Source organism: Maribacter sp. BPC-D8, assembly GCF_035207705.1.
Classification (GTDB): Bacteria; Bacteroidota; Bacteroidia; order Flavobacteriales; family Flavobacteriaceae; genus Maribacter.
Genome location: NZ_CP128187.1, coordinates 1,172,859 through 1,190,390, shown reverse-complemented (window position 1 = coordinate 1,190,390; position 17,532 = coordinate 1,172,859). Strand labels below are relative to the sequence as shown.

At 34.1% G+C, this 17,532-nt stretch carries 17 protein-coding genes; 16 read left to right on the top strand and 1 reads right to left on the bottom strand.

The genetic code is table 11. The features are described 5' to 3' along the window. The 5 genes from QSV08_RS05340 to QSV08_RS05320 all read left to right on the top strand — a co-directional run bounded on the left by QSV08_RS05340 (position 1) and on the right by QSV08_RS05320 (position 5,883). Positions 1 to 1,851 carry a 3-oxoacyl-[acyl-carrier-protein] synthase III C-terminal domain-containing protein gene (locus QSV08_RS05340; RefSeq protein ID WP_324027246.1) on the top strand — a complete coding sequence of 617 codons (1,851 nt, stop codon included), beginning with the start codon at positions 1 to 3 and terminating at the stop codon, positions 1,849 to 1,851. A 3-nt stretch (positions 1,852 to 1,854) separates the two neighbouring features. Beyond that, positions 1,855 to 2,751, top strand: a complete 897-nt coding sequence (locus QSV08_RS05335; protein ID WP_324027244.1) for a DUF6999 family protein — start codon at positions 1,855 to 1,857, stop codon at positions 2,749 to 2,751. A gap of 229 nt (positions 2,752 to 2,980) precedes the next feature. Beyond that, a complete protein-coding gene (locus tag QSV08_RS05330; protein WP_324027242.1) occupies positions 2,981 to 3,853 on the top strand; it encodes a helix-turn-helix transcriptional regulator in 873 nt (290 codons plus the stop codon). Between the two features lie 110 nt (positions 3,854 to 3,963). Further along, a complete protein-coding gene (locus tag QSV08_RS05325) occupies positions 3,964 to 4,809 on the top strand; it encodes an SDR family oxidoreductase (RefSeq protein ID WP_324027240.1) in 846 nt (281 codons plus the stop codon). Positions 4,810 to 4,998: 189 nt separating this feature from the next. Beyond that, on the top strand, positions 4,999 to 5,883 hold the full coding sequence (locus QSV08_RS05320; protein ID WP_324027239.1) for a hypothetical protein: 885 nt from the start codon (positions 4,999 to 5,001) through the stop codon (positions 5,881 to 5,883). Between the two features lie 138 nt (positions 5,884 to 6,021). Here QSV08_RS05320 and QSV08_RS05315 read toward each other — a convergent pair whose 3' ends face one another. Then, entirely contained in the window at positions 6,022 to 6,405 is a 384-nt protein-coding gene (locus QSV08_RS05315) for a winged helix-turn-helix transcriptional regulator (protein ID WP_324027237.1), read from the bottom strand. A gap of 225 nt (positions 6,406 to 6,630) precedes the next feature. Between QSV08_RS05315 and nfsB the strand changes: the two genes are divergently transcribed. From nfsB to QSV08_RS05260, 11 genes are all read left to right on the top strand, one after another. Then, positions 6,631 to 7,284: an oxygen-insensitive NAD(P)H nitroreductase gene (gene nfsB, locus QSV08_RS05310; protein ID WP_324027235.1), complete on the top strand. Its 654-nt coding sequence runs from the start codon at positions 6,631 to 6,633 to the stop codon at positions 7,282 to 7,284. 23 nt (positions 7,285 to 7,307) lie between these two features. Beyond that, positions 7,308 to 8,228 (top strand): alpha/beta fold hydrolase, encoded by a 921-nt coding sequence (locus QSV08_RS05305; RefSeq protein WP_324027234.1) that lies wholly within the window; start codon positions 7,308 to 7,310, stop codon positions 8,226 to 8,228. A 15-nt stretch (positions 8,229 to 8,243) separates the two neighbouring features. Then, positions 8,244 to 8,867, top strand: a complete 624-nt coding sequence (locus QSV08_RS05300; RefSeq protein ID WP_324027232.1) for a putative quinol monooxygenase — start codon at positions 8,244 to 8,246, stop codon at positions 8,865 to 8,867. A 12-nt stretch (positions 8,868 to 8,879) separates the two neighbouring features. After that, positions 8,880 to 9,782, top strand: a complete 903-nt coding sequence (locus tag QSV08_RS05295) for a hypothetical protein (protein ID WP_324027231.1) — start codon at positions 8,880 to 8,882, stop codon at positions 9,780 to 9,782. Between the two features lie 28 nt (positions 9,783 to 9,810). Further along, entirely contained in the window at positions 9,811 to 10,665 is an 855-nt protein-coding gene (gene budA / locus QSV08_RS05290) for an acetolactate decarboxylase (RefSeq protein WP_324027230.1), read from the top strand. Positions 10,666 to 10,672: 7 nt separating this feature from the next. Continuing rightward, the gene (locus QSV08_RS05285; protein ID WP_324027228.1) at positions 10,673 to 12,244 is read left to right on the top strand and encodes a carboxymuconolactone decarboxylase family protein; all 1,572 of its coding nucleotides are present in this window, start codon (positions 10,673 to 10,675) and stop codon (positions 12,242 to 12,244) included. A gap of 161 nt (positions 12,245 to 12,405) precedes the next feature. Then, on the top strand, positions 12,406 to 12,924 hold the full coding sequence (locus QSV08_RS05280; protein ID WP_324027226.1) for an ester cyclase: 519 nt from the start codon (positions 12,406 to 12,408) through the stop codon (positions 12,922 to 12,924). A gap of 39 nt (positions 12,925 to 12,963) precedes the next feature. Further along, entirely contained in the window at positions 12,964 to 13,905 is a 942-nt protein-coding gene (locus tag QSV08_RS05275; protein ID WP_324027224.1) for an NADP-dependent oxidoreductase, read from the top strand. A gap of 29 nt (positions 13,906 to 13,934) precedes the next feature. Further along, a complete protein-coding gene (locus tag QSV08_RS05270; RefSeq protein WP_324027222.1) occupies positions 13,935 to 14,561 on the top strand; it encodes a putative quinol monooxygenase in 627 nt (208 codons plus the stop codon). Then, positions 14,558 to 16,396, top strand: coding sequence for an antibiotic biosynthesis monooxygenase (locus tag QSV08_RS05265; RefSeq protein WP_324027221.1), 1,839 nt, complete (start codon positions 14,558 to 14,560; stop codon positions 16,394 to 16,396). Before QSV08_RS05270 ends, QSV08_RS05265 begins: the two co-directional genes overlap by 4 nt. Before the next feature lie 188 nt (positions 16,397 to 16,584). Then, positions 16,585 to 17,526, top strand: a complete 942-nt coding sequence (locus QSV08_RS05260; protein WP_324027220.1) for an NADP-dependent oxidoreductase — start codon at positions 16,585 to 16,587, stop codon at positions 17,524 to 17,526. The last annotated feature ends 6 nt before the right edge of the window (positions 17,527 to 17,532 follow it).

The following is a 17,532-nucleotide window of genomic DNA, read 5'->3' as shown; positions in this document are numbered from 1 at the left end:
ATGAGTGAGGTATTTATAACAAGTACAGGTTCTTTTTTACCGAACAAAGCCATTAATAATGACGAAATAGAAGATTATCTAGGTCGTATACAGGGTAAAGATAGCCGTGCAAAAAATCGAGTTTTAAAGCAGAATGGTATTAAAACAAGGTACTATGCAATCGATAAAGATCAAAAAAGCACCCACTCTAATGCACAATTAGCTGTTGGCGCCGTTAATGATGCCATTCAAAAAAGTGGTTTAAGAACTACTGATGTTGAGTTGTTGTGTACAGGAACTACTCAAGCCGATTTACCAATACCTGGTTTTGCCAGTATGGTTCACGCTGGTTTGGATTTTAATAAATGTGAGGTTGCCAGTTTTCAGAGTGTTTGCGCTAGTGGTATAATGGCACTGAAAAATGCATTCGCACAAATTAAATGTGATGAAAAAGAGAATGCCGTTTGTGTAGGTAGTGAAATGGCCAGTAGACTATTTAAAGCTTCACGATTTGAAGCTCAGGGAGTAGATGACCTGCCATTTAATGCTGAATTTTTAAGGTGGATGCTTTCCGACGGGGCAGGGGCGTTTGTTCTTCAAAACAAGAAAAATGAAAATGGTATTTCCTTAAAAATAGATTGGATCGACCTAAAGTCTCATGCCAACGAATTTCCTGTTTGTATGTATACTGGTAAGACTGACAACAAAAACGAACATGAACAAACTTGGTTAGATTACCCTAGTTATGAAGAAGCTTCTAAGGCTGGTGCCATCAATTTACAACAAGACACCAGATTATTAGATAAGGTTATAAAAACAGGAGTTGCTCACTATTTTGATCTCATTGATCAAGGTAAAATCAATACGAATGAAATCGATTGGTTATGTTGCCATTATTCTTCAGAAATGTTCAAAGACCCTATTAAAGAATTGATGCTTAAAGGGGGTGGCGAAATAGCCGACGAAAAATGGTTCAGCAACCTTAGCTCTAAAGGAAATACCGGAGCAGCTTCAATTTTTATTATGCTCGACGAATTAATGCATTCTGGATCATTAAAACCAGGTAACAAAATACTGTGCATGGTGCCCGAGAGCGGTCGATTTATCACCTCATTCATGCAACTAACAGTAGTCGGTGACAGCGATACAGACACAAAACCGTATCCTTTAAGAAAAATAGAATCTCCAGAATTGGTTATCAACAATTCTGAAACTTCTGAATGGTTGATACGAAATTTAACCCAAGTATGGATTGATTTTGAAAATGCTTTGCTTAAGGTACCCGTTATAGCGAAAATACAAGATGGCACGCTTAGCTTGTCTGATTATAAACTATTATTGACAGACCTAAGACAGCAGGTAATTGACGGTTCGCAATGGATATCACGGGCTGCCTCAAATATTGATATTGAACTTTTTGAGCTACGTTCTGCATTTATTAAACATACTGCTGCCGAGCATAAAGATTACCAAATGCTAGAACGAAACTATGTTGCTTTGGGAGAAGATTTGGAAGTAATTCAAAATGGAGAAAAGAATATCGGTACGGTTTCTCTAACTTCATTTATGTTTCAACAGGCTAGTAAACCCAACCCTATTGATTTGCTGGGATCTATGTTTATTATTGAAGGTATAGGCAAGCGTTTGGCTGGTTATTGGGGCAAAATGATAAAAGATCAATTAAATTTGAAAGACGAACAGGTTTCTTTTTTCACCTACCATGGTGTGGCAGATGAAAACCATTTTCATAATTTAGAAGAAGCATTGAATCATCCAGAAATGAATATGGCCGTTGCTGAGAAAATAGTAAAAACTGCAAAAATTACAGCCAAGTTATACACTATGCAGTTAAATGAATTAGGTAATTATTAAGATATGATAGACGAAAACATGGATTTTTCAAAACATGACGAAAGAGACCCTAACCCTTGGTTGGCATTGTTTTTAGATGAAAGCATTCCTATTAATCAAACCACAAAGTTGGCTTTAATGAGAGACAATGCTTCTAAATCTGCAAAATACGTGCTACCTATTGTACATATTGGATCTAAGGTTTCGATGTTCTTTATTCATATTTTTAAGTTCTTTTTACCCAACCTTATTAATTCGTCTAAAATATTACATCGCATTCTAGCTTGGGGATTAAAAACCTTTATAAGTCCGGATGCTAATTTGCTAATTTTCAGACATTTTCATATTGGTACCGAAATATTACAGTTTATTGAAGGTAATATTCCTGAAGCAGAGATTGTAGGTAATCCTTTAAAACCTAAAGATTTTGAAGATGTAAAAGACGACCTATTTTTAAAGCATGATTTGAATTTGTACAATTTTGTAATTCATTTGAACAATCAATTGAAACAAAAAGGCATCAAAATCGAACCACCAAAAAAAATAAATTTAGATATGATTTCTGAAGATCAATTTGATCATATCGAATTTCCGAATAAGTGGACAAACTTTCTTGATTTAAGATCGGCTATAGAATTGTTTACGCCGTACTACCAATTATTCTTAACATCTAACGATTTTATTAGAGCATCAAATTCATTACAATTAGATGAAACCATAGCCATTTACACCTCTCAAATTATCAACACCCCTGGGCATTTAGGTTTGGTCAATAATAAACACCCAATGGTACCAGCTACAACCTATAGTGTTGCTTATAGATTGGTGTTGCACGGTCTAGCTGCTGAAACGCTACATGAAGTCTTGGTTAAAATGAAATTGAATAAAAATCGCGATGGTATTGTAACTCCTTTAGCATAGAATTAAAATTCTTTATGGAAATCAATGATTGTAATGGAGTTCAATTACACCGTACAATTCCATCATCTTTTAAACTTGAATTTGAGCATAGATTTCCTGATTTGATGGATCAGGGAAATTAAAACGTTCTCACCTATAACTTTCTTTGTATCTTAATAAGCAAACGCTATGAGAATAAGGGGAAAAGTATATTTTTGCGGATTTTAAATGCTTAAAATTAAACTGAAAGGTGATAGAGATACAGAACATAAAATTCAATAATGAAAGCAGACCCAATTTGGGTTTTGAAGTGATTCGTTTAGAAGAACTTATGCAGCGCGATATAGAACAGGATATTACCCAGCTTCATAAAGTAGAATTTTATCAGATTATTGTCATCACGGAAGGTTCTGGAAAACATACGATAGATTTCACAGATTACGAATATACCAACCACACCCTGTTTACCATACGAAAAGACCAAGTACACCGGTTTTTTAAGAGCCCTAGCGCAAAAGGGTTTCTTATTATTTTTACAGAAGATTTTCTTGCCAGCCTATTAAGTCATCAAGAAGTAGCACGCTGTCATGAACTTTTCAATAAATTTTTGACCTCTCCAAAAATCTCAGTTAATGACGAGGATTTTAAAGGAGTCGTTTCCCTAATCAATCATATTGAAATAGAATACACCAAAAATTACGATGAATTCTCTAGTGGTATTATTAGAAATGAGTTGCATATATTCATATACAGACTATTGCGCATCAAACTAAAACAAGGGGTGTCATTGCCTCAGCATAAATATGTGGGTGATTTTTTAAATTTTCAACAGCTAATCGAAGACCGTTGTTTTCAGACCAAAAAGACTTTAGATTATGCTAATTTAATGGGCTGTACGCCAAAAACACTTAATAATATCTGTAAAGCTATTGTAGATAAATCTTCAAAAGCGGTTATTGATGATATTTTAGTGACTCAAATTAAACGTCTTTTAATCAATACATCTTTGTCCATTACAGAAATAGCGTATACTTCTGGTTTTGATGAACCAACAAATATGTACAAGTATTTTAAAAAACATACAGAAGCTACTCCAGAAGCCTTCCGCCAGCAGCACGCTTAACTACTTTCCTTTTTTTACAGTACATATACATTTTTCTATAGTCTTTGACTTTAGCATCTGCAATACATTTGCACTATACAATTTAATTAATTTTTTAAAAAATATAGCATATGAAAATTGCAATAACCGGAGCTACAGGACAATTAGGTAGACTAGTAATTAACAAATTAAAAGAGAGAACTTCAAAAGCCAACATTGTAGCTTTAGCGAGAACTCCAGAAAAAGCAAAAGATCTAGGCGTTGAAGTACACCCGTTCGATTATGGAAATAATGACCAAATGGTGCAATCTTTAAAAGGTATAGACAAGCTCCTTTTAATTTCAGGAAGTGAACTGGGGCAACGCATAAAACAACATACTAATATTATTGCGGCAGCTAAGACCGCAGGAGTAAAATCAATTACGTACACTAGCCTTTTAAAAATTGAAACGTCTACTATGGTTTTGGTTCCTGAGCATTTAGGTACGGAAGAGGCTTTAGCGGCATCCGGTATTCCTTTTACACTTTTACGTAACGGATGGTATACTGAAAACTATACAGGTTCCATACAAGATGCTGTAAAAACGGGTACTGTTTATGGTAGCTCTGGTGATGGTAAAATTTCATCTGCAGCACGTGAAGATTTCGCTGAAGCAGCTGCTATTGTTCTGACTTCTGAAAACCAGGAAGGCAAAGTTTATGAATTGGCGGGAGATGAATCTTTTACCATGAGCGATTATGCTAAAGAGATTTCAAAACAGACCGGAAAAGATATTTCTTATGTAAATCTTTCCGAGAAAGACTATGCACAGGCGTTAGAAGACGCAGGAGTTCCTACTCCAATTGCGGGGTTTTTAGCTAGCTCACAGGTATCTACTGAAAAGGGAGATTTATTTGATGACAGTCATCAATTGTTAAAATTATTGGGTAGACCAACTACTCCATTCTCTAAAACTATTGCTGATACTTTGGGGTAATAGTTCTAATCTTAGTAGTGTAAAAAAGAGGCGTAAATCAAAATTGATTTACGCCTCTTTTTATATTTCCTAACTCACAGAGGCTATTTTAGCATAATTAAACTTTCCGTTTTGTACAGTACTTCGACCTTTTTTAATAGGTTTTAATCTTTAAACCTCTTCTATTTTTGCATCAAAATAAAAACAATTATGAAAAAATCTATACTTACAGGAACTATGGTGTTGGCAATTTTAGCTACAGCATGTAAAACAACTGAAAATACCAATTCAGAATCTAAAAAAGAAGAAAAAACGATGAATGTATCTAATCAAGAAAAGACCTTAGCGGTTTTAAAAAGCATTGAAACAGGGGCTCAAGAGCCAGCAGCATACATTAATCCTAATAAATATATTCAACATAATTTAGGTGTTGCAGATGGTTTAGCAGGTTTTGGTGCTTTATTGCAGGCGTTACCTCCTAATTCTGCTAAAGTGAATACAGTGCGTGCTTTTACAGATGGTGATTTTGTTTTTGCACAAACAGAATATGAGTTTTTTGGACCTAAAATTGGTTTTGATATTTTTAGATTTGAAGACGGTCTAATTGTAGAGCATTGGGATAACTTACAAGTAAATACAGGCAAGCCAAACCCAAGCGGACATACCATGATAGATGGTGCAACTGAAATTACGGATTTAGATAAAACTGATGCGAATAAAGAAATCGTAAAAGGTTTTGTTAACGACATTCTTGTTAATGGTGACATGACAAAAATTTCTGGTTATTTTGATGGAGACAACTACATACAACATAATCAAAATGTTCCTGATCAGCTTTCTGGTTTAAGAGCAACCTTAGAAGCATTGGCTAAGCAAGGTGTTTTTATGAAGTATGATAGAATACACAAGGTATTAGGACAAGGTAATTTTGTGTTAGCAGTTAGTGAAGGGCATTTTGGAGAAGATCATGACTCTTTTTACGATTTGTTTAGAATAGAAAATGGTAAAATAGCAGAGCATTGGGATGTTGTTGAAAAAATAGCACTTAAAGAAGATTGGAAAAATCAAAATGGTAAATTCAATTTTCCTAAGTAATTTCTAGACTAAACTATGAATCTAATTATACCTTAAAAAAGGAAGAAGGTATTATGAAGAAGATTTGGTATAATTTGAATAATAGTCTGTAAAAAATGCAGCCAAACGGCTGCATTTTTTTCTAGATTTATTTCTTATTTATTCCTCAAACAGAAACTCACCTTTTGTTTCTGCCGCGTGTAAACCCCAATCAACTATTAGGTTTAAAATGGGCGTAAGCGTTTGACCAAATTCGGTAAGGGTATATTCCACTTTTAAAGGTGGTTTTTTAGTAAACACTTTTCTGCTTACAATTCCATCGGCTTCTAATTGTTTCAGTTGCAAACTTAGTGTACGTTCTGTAATACCAGGAATTTCTTTTCGTAATTCGTTGTATCGTTTTTTGTCACCTATTAAATGGGTAAGGATTACACTTTTCCATTTTCCGCCAATCAATTCCATTGCTGCACTGGTTGGGCAGAACGATATTTTATCATTGATTTTAATCTTTGGTTTTTTTTCAAACAGTTCTTTTCTGTCCATTTCTAAAGTATTTAATATAACACAAAGTTAGTCAGCTTTAATTTAGTATGCAACTATACTTTTTATAGTAAATTATTTAATTAATTATTAGTTTGAAAATCAGTATATTATATATTTATTTTTATACTATACTTTATGACCGTTATTGACTCATAATATCTCAATACATACATTTGAACTATAATTTTGATAGTATTAATAATCAATAGGTTAAAATTTAATAAAATGAACATAACAGAAGCCCTAAACTACCGCTATTCGGTAAAAGAATTTGATTCGACTAAAAAAATATCGGATAGAGACTTTGAACAAATCAAATCTTTATTACGTTTAAGTCCATCTAGTGTAAACTTACAACCTTGGCATTTTTTAATTGCAGATACTGCAGATGGGAAAGAGCGTATTGCAAAAGGAACACAAGGGTTCTTTCATTTTAATACACCAAAGGTTTTAGATGCCTCTCACGTAATTGTTATTGCTGCTCGCACAAATGCAGACGATGCATATATGACTAGTATTTTAGAGCAAGAAGATAAAGACGGTCGTTTTGCTGCACAAGAATTTAAAGACCAAATGCATGGTGGACGTATGTTGTTTGCAGATATTCATAAATACGACCTTAAAGATTTACCACATTGGATGGAAAAGCAAGTATACCTTAATATGGGGGCATTATTATTAGGAGCAGCTGCTTTAGGTATAGACGCTTGCCCTATGGAAGGTGTAGATGTGAAAGCTTTAGATGAAGAGTTTGGTTTACGTGAAAAAGGATACACAGCATTAGCAGTGGTGTCTTTAGGATATAGAAAAGACACCGATTTTAATGCGAAGCTTCCAAAATCTAGATTTTCAGAAGAGACCATTATTACCAAATTATAAACCTTATAAAAACCATATAATTAATGAAAAAATTCTTTAAAATAATTGGAGGTATCATCGTGAGCTTGTTTGTAATTGGTGCTATAGTATTTTTCTTTTTCCCAAAAGTGTTGGTAGATCAAACGAATGCGAGTTATGCTAGTGCTGCAAACTTGGAAAAGAAAACGGTAGAAGTAAATGGATACACCGTACATTTTTATGAAAGCAAAGCGAATGATGATAAACCAAACTTTGTAATGCTTCACGGAATGGCAGACGATAAAAGTAGCTTTTTACAAACTGCTAAATTCTTATCTAATGAGTATCACTTAATTCTTCCTGATTTGGCTGGACACGGCGATAATGAAAGAAAACAGGGGCTGGATTATTCTATAGACGGTCAAGCCACTTTTCTAAAATCGTTTTTAGATCAACTTAACGTAACAAACTTTAACCTAATTGGTAATTCTATGGGCGGGCACACAGCTGCTGCCTACGCTATAAAGTACCCTAATGATGTTAAAAATTTAATCTTGTTAGATGCTGCGGGTATAAAAATAGATGACCACGTTGTGTATGGTGGTTTTGGTAAAAAAATCGAAAACAAAGAAGAGTTAGATGTTGTTCTTCAACGTGTTTTTTATAAAGTACCAGACCTTCCAGGACCTATAGCAGATTATATGATTGAAACTGTGAACAACAGTAAAGATTTTGTTGACGACACTTTGATTCCTGCAATTACAAAAGGAAAATACTTCAATCTTAAAGACGATGTACAGTCTATAAAAGCACCAACATTAGTAGTACAAGGTAAGCACGATGAAGTGGTACGTTTTAATGTAGCTGAATACTACAAAGATCATATCCCAAATGCAACTTTAGTAGTTATAGAAAACGCAGCACATTCACCTCAATTAGAAGTTCCTGAAGAAGTTGCAAACGATATCAATCAATTTATAAAATAATAAAAACACATAATTATGAAAAGCACAATAGTAAAATTCACAACAAAACCAGAACACGCAACTAGTTTTGCAGCAACCTTAAAAGAAGCACAAGCAGCAACACAAAAAGAAGCTGGCAATAAAGAAATTAAAGTATTTGTGTCGAATACAGATGCCAATGTATTTTTTGTTTACGAACGTTGGGCAGACAAAGCAGCTATAACATCTCACGATAACGAGCCACATACGCAAAAGCTAATGCAAGTAGGGCAAACTGCGTTACAAACGGCTCCAGATTTCTACTTTTTAGGTGATACTAATCCGTTACCAGACCATTCTAAATCTGCAAACGCAGAAGATGAAGTATTTATCATTTTCTTCATTTTTAAGTTGAAAACAGCATTTAGAGCACAACTTTTAAATCAGTTTGAAGACCACATTACACATACCAGAAAAGAGGAAAAAGGAAATATTCTTTTTGATTTATACACCGTAGACGACCAAGAAGATACATTGGCTGTTTATGAGCATTGGAGAAAAGAATCTGATGTTTGGGATATTCACTTTCACCAACCGTACGCAGAAAAAACAGGTAAACTTATGGAAGAAGCTGTGATTGGTGATTTAAAGCAGTATATGAATTTTGTAACTGAAATTTAAAAAATTTTTAAAATGAAAAATATAATTACAGCACTATTTTACGTAGTTATAGTTGCAGTTGGTATTCAGGAAATTTCTGCTCAAGAACCAAGTATGAGAACTTTTAATGAAAACACAAAAGCAGTACAATTAGATAAGGGTACGATGCAAATTTTTGATTACGGTGAAACTAAAGTTCACGTTTACGAAACCAAAGGGTTTTTTAATACACACGCTTTTTTTATTGAAAAAAACGGAAAAGGAGTATTGATTGAAACACCACCAATGAAAGATAATTACAAGGAGCTTGTAAATTATATTGTTGGTTTAGGTTACACAAATATTGATGTGATGGTTTCTTATCATTTAATAGGAAAGCACTTTTTTGATACGGACAAACTAAAATTTAACCATATATATTCTAATCAAGAATCTTTAGATTATATGACGAATTCTGGTAATGAATCGCTCTCAAAATTAGCAGAAGTCTCAGGTGAAGATCTAGACGAAACTACAATAGTGCCAACCGATTTACTAGAAGCAGGAGCACAAGAAATTTCAGGAATTCCTTTTATTATTACGCCAACTGGTTTTGGTTTTGATGTAGAAATGCCAGAAATAAAGGCGGTCCACTTGCATATGGTTGGGCACGATAACCATACTATGATTTTTAATTCTGAATTTATAGATACTGTAATGAACGAGCTTACCGCTTTTCAAGAAAAAGGATATACCACGTATTTTTCTTCACACAGTGCACCGGAAACTTCGGGAGAAGTGACCATTAAAATCAACTATCTTAAAGAGATGAAAGCTATTCTTGCAGCTTCTAAAAATAGCGAAGAATTCATTCAGAAAATGGATAAAGCCTATCCTAATTTTGGATGGAGAAATTACTTATTAGGAAGTGCAAATATGTTGTTTACTGAAAACTAATTCAGTTGAACAAAAAAAATCAACCATTATGAAAAAACTAATACTACTATTTTCGTTGGCGCTTGTAGCAAGCTGCGGAAATGAGACTAAAAAAGAAGCAATGTCAACTTCGGAAGAAGCACACGGACATTCACATTCTAAAGGTGAGGACGAACACGGTTTGGCGCCTCATACCGAAAACACCATTCACCAATATGCACCAACGGTTGCCTTGTTAAATAGTATTTACGAAGGTGATATTACCCCGCAACAAATGGTGCAGCAGGGTAACATTGGCATTGGAACCGTAAATCATTTGGCTGGAGAGCTGGTTGCTGTAGACGGAGTTGTGTATACAATTGATGCCGAAGGCGGAATCGCAGAAGCACCAGACGATTTAGAATCGCCGAATATGACGATGATAAATTTTCAGCCGAAACAAACGGTAACTGTTGAAAATATTGAGTCTTATGAAGATTTAACTAGAGAGCTTCAAAAATATTCAACCTCTAAAAATAGCTTTTACGCATATAGAATTAAGGGTGAATTTAAGCACTTAAAAATGGCTTCAGCGCACAAAGTAGAGAACGAAGATGTGTCTTTATTTGAATATTTAGACACACGTGTAATGTATACTAGAGATAACATTAAGGGGACTTTGGTTGGTTTATTTACACCAGATTATTTAGGAAATATTGTAATTCCGGGAATGCATTTTCACTTTTTATCAGACGATATAAAATTGGGTGGGCATTTAGAAGACATCAAATTTGATAAACTTTCTATTGAAATTCAAGAAGTAAACCAAGTGAATTTACAACTTCCAGAAACAGAAAAATTCAGAAATAAAGACTTAAAACAAGGTGCAGCACCAAAGGCTACAGCTAAACAAAACGGAAAATAATAATATTATGAAAAAGCACATAATATTAGTTTTAGCATTGTTTTTTTCCTTTACAACTATTGCGCAAAACACAAAAGAAGACAACTATAAAACAGGTGTAAAAATTGTAAACGAGGTAAATGGCGATGGCGCTTCAAAAGGTCTGGAAGCCGCTTTTAAAAACGTGTCTCCAGATATGGCAGATTATATTATTCGTTATGGTTTTGGAGAAATTTATAATAGACCGGGTTTAGATTTTAAAACAAAAGAATTATTAATAATAGCTAGTCTTACTACACAAGCCAATGCAAAATCGCAATTAAAATCGCATATGAAGGCTGCACTCAATCTTGGTGTAACTCCAGATGAGATTTCTGAAACGATGATTTTGTTAAGTCTCTATACTGGTTTTCCAGCTGCTAACAATGGGATGTTTGCTTTGAAAGAAGTTTTAAAAGAAACCAATTATGTGGCAACTACAAAAGTTAATTCTTCTAATCAATTAATTAAAAATTGGGAATTAGAGGGTTTTGCTATGCCAGAGTCTATAGTAGCTTCTCCAACTGAAGATTGGTTGTATGTTTCTAATGTAAATCAGAATGAAAAAGGATATATAAGCCGAATTACAAAAACTGGTAAAGTAGATAATTATAAATGGGTAACAGGGTTAAACAACCCTGCAGGTTTAGCATTATACCAAGACAAATTGTATGTAGGTGATGGTAAGGAACTTCATATTATTGATGTAAAAAAGGGTAAGCTGATAAATAGCTTTACATCAACAGATGTGGTTTCATTAAATGATGTTGTAGTTTCTAAAACAGGACAGGTTTTTATCTCTGATATTGCAGGCGGAAAAATTTTCACTTTAGAAAATAACAAACTAGTAGTTTGGTTTCAAACACCAGAAATTAAGCATCCAAACGGAATTTTTATCCAAGATGATAATTTAATTATTGCTGATTTTGGTGCAGAATTATCATTAGAGTTAACTCCAGATAAGTATGGTAGTATGTATAAAGTCAACCTAAAAGACAAAACAGCTACGATGATTAAAAGTGGCTATCAACTAGGTGCTTTAGATGGTTTAGCAGCAGTTAAAGATGGATTTTTAGTTACTGGTGGTACGGTTAGCGATTTGTTTTTTATAAACGATAATGCTAAACAGTTAATTGGAACTTTTCCAAAAGGATTAGCAGATATAAGTATTCTAGGGAATACGCTATATGCACCAATTCTTTTTAGTAATAAAATTGAAGCTTTTTCACTTCCAAATAACTTGGATTCTAGCGAGACTATTGATGATAACTGGCATCGAATTAAAACAAAAGAAGATTATTTAAAATTGGCTGCAGATAATTTTTATGGTGATAAAGAAGGTACATCAGTAGCTACTCACGACGGACAAATATTTGGAGTCTTTGGCGGAAAAATATTAACGGGAACTTGGGATTGGAAAGATGCTTTCTTTACTCGTACAAGTAAAATTGGCGATTTGGATTTGGGTTATGACGAAATTGTAATCGAAGTAAATACTACACAGATGCGATTGACCTTAAAACAAGGTAAAGGGGCGACTGTAGTCTACGATAAAAAGTAGGGAGCCTCTTTCTTAATAAAATCACAAAACACCAAGAAGGGCACAAAAGTACAGTCCAAGGGAGCATTTTTACCATTACTAAACTACAAGACATTTTTAGATTTGTAGTAACATTAAAATTAACAAATAACTAAAATTAACAAATAACTAAAATTAAAATTATGAAAAAAGTACAACTAACAGTAGTATTAATTGGTGCTATCTTATTTGCATCTTGTACAGACAATTCTGCGAAATTAAAAAAATTAAATGAAAACATTACAAATTTGGAATCTAAAATAGAGGTTCAAAATAAGGAGCAAGCGACTTTAGAGGCAAACAAAAAAGTAGTAACAGATTTTTATCAAGACCTCTTCGGAAACCAGAATTATCAAAACATGGATAAATATGTTGGTCCGGTTTACATTCAGCACAACCCTAATGTTGCAGATGGTAGAGAAGCGCTTAAAGAAATGTTACCTATTTGGTTAAAAGATGCTCCTAAATTTAAACTCAATTTCAATCTTGTTGTGGCAGAGAAAGACCTTGTTTTCGTTCAAGTAATTACAGAGAATGACGGAAACAGAACATCTACAATGGACGTATTTAGAGTTACCGACGGTAAAATATCTGAACATTGGGATGCCTTCAATACCTTCAAAAAAGGAGATAAGTCTGCGAATGACAATCCATTATTTTAATCAAATTTATCAAATATAATTTTTAAAAAAACACACCATATGAAAGCTATAGTATTAACAAAAGCAGGAGGACCAGAAAACCTTCATTTAGCAGAAGTAGAAAAACCAAGCATAAAAGAAAACGAAGTGTTAGTTGCTGTTAAAGCAATTTCATTAAACCCAGCAGATGTAAAGCCAAAGTATGCTGACACAATGTTGGATTCAATGTATGGTAAAAATCGTCCAGTTATTTTAGGTTGGGATATTGCAGGAACAGTAACTGAGGCTGGTACAGCCGTTACCGATTTTAAAGTAGGTGATACTGTTTTTGGGATGGTAAACTTTCCAGCAGCAGGTAAAGCATACGCGGAATTTGTTGCAGCTCCAGAAGCTCATTTAGCACTTATGCCAAGCAACGTTTCTTTTGAAGAAGCTGCAGCGACAACATTGGCTGCTTTAACGGCTTTACAAATATTAGAAGGAAAAATTAAAAAAGGTGACAGAGTTTTAATACAGGCAGGTTCTGGTGGTGTTGGTCACTTTGCTATACAAATGGCAAAGAGTTTTGGTGCGTATGTTATTGCAACTGCATCAGCCAAGAACAAAGATTTTATACTGTCTATTGGAGCAGATGAAGCTATTGATTATCATACCCAAAATTTTGAAGAGGTGTTGTCTGATATAGACTTTGTTTTGGATACTCAAGGTGGTCAAGTATTAGTGAACTCCACTAAGGTTTTAAAAGATGGAGGAACAGTAATTACCACTTTTGGTATGGATATGCCCGAGGAAGCTAAAGCTATAGCAGAGAAAGAAAACAAAACGGTTTCTAATATTTTAGTGCATTCTAGCGCTAAAGATATGAACACTTTAAAAGGAATGTTAGAAAGTGGTGCTATTAAACCAAACATCTATAAAACGTTTGCTTTTGAAGATATGGCAGACGCGCATAGAGAAGTTGAAAAAGGGAGAACAGTAGGTAAAGTAATTGTTACTATTTAGAATTAATCAATAATTTAAAATCAAGTAAGATGATAAAAGTTATAGGTCAGTTTGAAGTAAAACCAGCATTCCGTTCTCAATTTAAAGAGGCTTTAATTGCTGTTAAAAAGGGAAGTGCTACAGAACCAGGATGTTTGGGTATTCGCTTGTTTGAAGACAAGCAAAACCCTAATATGTTTTTTGGATATGAATTGTTTACCGGAGAAGAGGCTGTGGCATTTCATCGTTCTCAACCCTACGAACTAAAACTAGCAGAATTAGCAAATGAAGCACTTGTAAATCCACCTAAAGCTTATGTTTTGGTTGGTGAAGTTTCCGAAGAAAAAGGAGTTGAAGAGTTTAGTAGTACTGCAAATTCAGCAGAACTACGTGTTATTGCTTTGTTTGATATTAAAGCAGATGAAAACAAAAAACTGATAGCACAATACGAGAAGCAAATTCCGAATGTGCGAGCACAAGATGATTGTGTTTCTTTCAATACATATACGGTTTTAGAAAATCCAAATCAGTTGGTAGTTATAGAGGAATGGAAAACGCAAGAATTTGCACAGAAATTTTCTACAACAGATTCACTTTCTATGGAAACAGGTAAAGTGTTATCAGAAACATTAGAACGTCCTATTCCAGAATATTTACATCAAGTAAACGAGATATGAAAAATTCAATTTACACAATAGTAGTACTGCTAGTCATTGTATTAGCAGGATGTAAGGACAAAGAAGTGCCAAAAGTTTCAACAGATAAAGAAAGTGAGGAGCTAATTACTAACGATTTTTCTGTAGCTATAAAATGGGAATTAGACGGGTTTAAAATGCCGGAATCTGTGTATGCCTCACCAAATCATAAATGGTTGTATGTTTCTAACACCAATGGTGCAGCACCTGGTTTTATAAGTCGCGTTTCTAAAGATGGAGTAATTGACAACCTTAATTGGACAACCGGATTAACAGCTCCTACAGGTTCTGATATTTATAAAAACACCTTGTATGTTGCCGACCAAAAGCAAGTGCATCTTATAAATCTAGATAACGGAAGTATCATAAAAAGTTACGCAGACAACGAAGCAGGTTCTTTAAATGACTTAACCATAAACCAAAAAACAGGACAAGTTTTTATTTCTGATGTGCCTGGTGGTAAAATTTACACTATTGAGAATGACAAATTAGTGGTGTGGTTACAGTCGGATAAAATTCCGTTTCCGAATGGTGTTTTTGTAGAAAACAACACCTTGGTTGTTGCTAATTACGGACTAGAAAATGGAGAAGGATTAATGCGAAAAGAATGGAAACCTGAAGATTTTGGTTCATTATATAACATTGATATCACTTCTAAAAAGGTAACGTTAATTACTTCTTCAAATAAAAAAGGAGTGTTTGATGGTGTTACATCTTTTAACGGTGTTTTACTTGCCAGCAGTAACCCAACAGGACAATTATTCACGTTTGATGGTGATAAAAGCTATTTAATTGATGCGTCTTCCAAAGGAATTGCAGACATTAATACGGATGGTAAAATCATTTATGCACCTTATATTTTCGATAATAAATTGATTGCCTACCAGCCCGTTTCTTGGGATAGAATTACTACTAAAGAAGATTATATAGAAAAAGGAGCCGACAATTATTATGGTGATGAAGGTGGAGCGTCTATTGCTACAAGTGACGGAATAATTAAAGGGAATTTTGGTGGACAAGAATTGAAAGGAACTTGGGATTGGCAAGGCGAATATTTCTGTAGAACAAGCACACTAGGAACAATGGATTTAGGTTCAGACTGTATTCAGATTGATGTTACAGATACTAAAATGCGATTAATTTTAAATAAAGGAACAGGGATGTCTGTGGTTTATGATAAAAAGAAAGACCCAGAAATTACCATTTTATCAACTTTTAAAATAAAATCGGACAAGATTGATTTGTTTAAAAAGGAAATGCTAGCCAATCAAGAGGTGGTGCGTAAAGAGGCTGGAACTTTAGAAATGAAGTTGTTTCAAGATAAAAACAATCCAGAAAATTTTTTGGTCTTCGGAATAAATAAAGGAGAAAAGACTTTAGAATCTCATACGGAAGCAGTAGACAAAAGAGGAATTGCAGATCGCGTAAAATCGGCTTTAATTGAAGCGCCTAAAACATTGTTTTTAAATAACGAAAAACCGTTGCCAACTAATGATTTTAGTCAAATTAAAGTGGACAATAATGAAGTGCTATTGTTTTTCATTTTTGAAATTAAAGAAGGCTATAAAGAAGAGTTTGTGAAACAATTAATAAAGCACACAGAACTTACCAGACAAGAAGAAGGCAACATCCGTTTTGATTTTTACAGCATTAAAGGAAAAGAAAATTCTTTTGCATTGCAACAACGTTGGAAAAATGATGAAGCTGGTGTTACCCACAGAAAACAATCGTATACACAGGTTACAGATAAATTAATGAAAGAGGCTATTATAGCATCTTCGCAGCAAGAATTTTTTGTGAATCAGATTGAAAAATAGAAAAATAAAATCTTAAAACTTTTAATCAGAGCGGTTTTTCTTAACGAAATCATAAAGTATTCAATTGAAATCTATTAAGGCATAAAAGTACACTAGATGGGACCATTTTTACCATTCCCCTCCTTTCTAATCCTTCTAGTTTTGCCTTGTATTTAATTAACAATAAATCAATTTAAAACATTCACTATATGAAAGCTATTGTATTAGAAAAAGCTGGCGGACCCGAGAACCTTCACTTAGCAGAAGTAGCAAAACCAACTATTAAGGATAATGAAGTGCTTGTTGGCGTAGAAGCAATTTCACTTAATCCTGCAGATGTAAAACCAAAGTATCAGGAACCCATGTTGGATTCAATGTACGGTAAAAACCGTCCTGTTATTTTAGGTTGGGATATTGCAGGCACAGTAACTGAGGCTGGTACAGCCGTTACCGATTTTAAAGTAGGTGATGCTGTTTTTGGAATGGTAAACTTTCCAGGAGCAGGTAAAGCATACGCAGAATTTGTTGCAGCACCAGAAGCTCATTTAGCACTCATGCCAAGTAACGTTTCTTTTGAAGAAGCTGCAGCAACTACTTTGGCTGCTTTAACGGCTTTACAAATATTAGAAGGAAAAATTAAAAAAGGTGACAGAGTTTTAATACAGGCAGGTTCTGGTGGTGTTGGTCATTTTGCAATACAAATAGCAAAAAGCTTTGGTGCGTATGTAATTACTACTGCTTCAGCAAAAAACAAAGATTTTGTACTATCTATTGGTGCAGATGAAGCTATTGATTATCATACCCAAAAATTTGAAGAGTTGTTGTCTGATATAGACTTTGTTTTAGATACTCAAGGTGGTCAGGTATTAGTGAACTCCACTAAGGTTTTAAAAGATGGAGGAACAGTAATTACCACTTTTGGTATGGATATGCCCGAAGAAGCTAAAGCTATAGCAGAGAAAGGGAACAAAACGGTTTCTAATATTTTAGTGCATTCAAGCGCTAAAGACATGAACACTTTAAAAGGAATGTTAGAAAGCGGAGCTATTAAACCAAACATCTATAAAACCTTTGCTTTTGAAGACATGGCAGACGCACATAGAGAAGTAGAAAAAGGAAGAACGGTTGGCAAAGTGATTGTTACTCTTTAATTAAGA

Coding starts and splice junctions, on each gene's coding strand:
- QSV08_RS05340 (WP_324027246.1), top strand. CDS start 1: ATGAGTGAGGTATTTATAACAAGTACAGGTTCTTTTTTACCGAACAAA.
- QSV08_RS05335 (WP_324027244.1), top strand. CDS start 1,855: ATGATAGACGAAAACATGGATTTTTCAAAACATGACGAAAGAGACCCT.
- QSV08_RS05325 (WP_324027240.1), top strand. CDS start 3,964: ATGAAAATTGCAATAACCGGAGCTACAGGACAATTAGGTAGACTAGTA.
- QSV08_RS05320 (WP_324027239.1), top strand. CDS start 4,999: ATGAAAAAATCTATACTTACAGGAACTATGGTGTTGGCAATTTTAGCT.
- QSV08_RS05315 (WP_324027237.1), bottom strand. CDS start 6,405: ATGGACAGAAAAGAACTGTTTGAAAAAAAACCAAAGATTAAAATCAAT.
- nfsB (WP_324027235.1), top strand. CDS start 6,631: ATGAACATAACAGAAGCCCTAAACTACCGCTATTCGGTAAAAGAATTT.
- QSV08_RS05305 (WP_324027234.1), top strand. CDS start 7,308: ATGAAAAAATTCTTTAAAATAATTGGAGGTATCATCGTGAGCTTGTTT.
- QSV08_RS05300 (WP_324027232.1), top strand. CDS start 8,244: ATGAAAAGCACAATAGTAAAATTCACAACAAAACCAGAACACGCAACT.
- QSV08_RS05295 (WP_324027231.1), top strand. CDS start 8,880: ATGAAAAATATAATTACAGCACTATTTTACGTAGTTATAGTTGCAGTT.
- budA (WP_324027230.1), top strand. CDS start 9,811: ATGAAAAAACTAATACTACTATTTTCGTTGGCGCTTGTAGCAAGCTGC.
- QSV08_RS05285 (WP_324027228.1), top strand. CDS start 10,673: ATGAAAAAGCACATAATATTAGTTTTAGCATTGTTTTTTTCCTTTACA.
- QSV08_RS05280 (WP_324027226.1), top strand. CDS start 12,406: ATGAAAAAAGTACAACTAACAGTAGTATTAATTGGTGCTATCTTATTT.
- QSV08_RS05275 (WP_324027224.1), top strand. CDS start 12,964: ATGAAAGCTATAGTATTAACAAAAGCAGGAGGACCAGAAAACCTTCAT.
- QSV08_RS05270 (WP_324027222.1), top strand. CDS start 13,935: ATGATAAAAGTTATAGGTCAGTTTGAAGTAAAACCAGCATTCCGTTCT.
- QSV08_RS05265 (WP_324027221.1), top strand. CDS start 14,558: ATGAAAAATTCAATTTACACAATAGTAGTACTGCTAGTCATTGTATTA.
- QSV08_RS05260 (WP_324027220.1), top strand. CDS start 16,585: ATGAAAGCTATTGTATTAGAAAAAGCTGGCGGACCCGAGAACCTTCAC.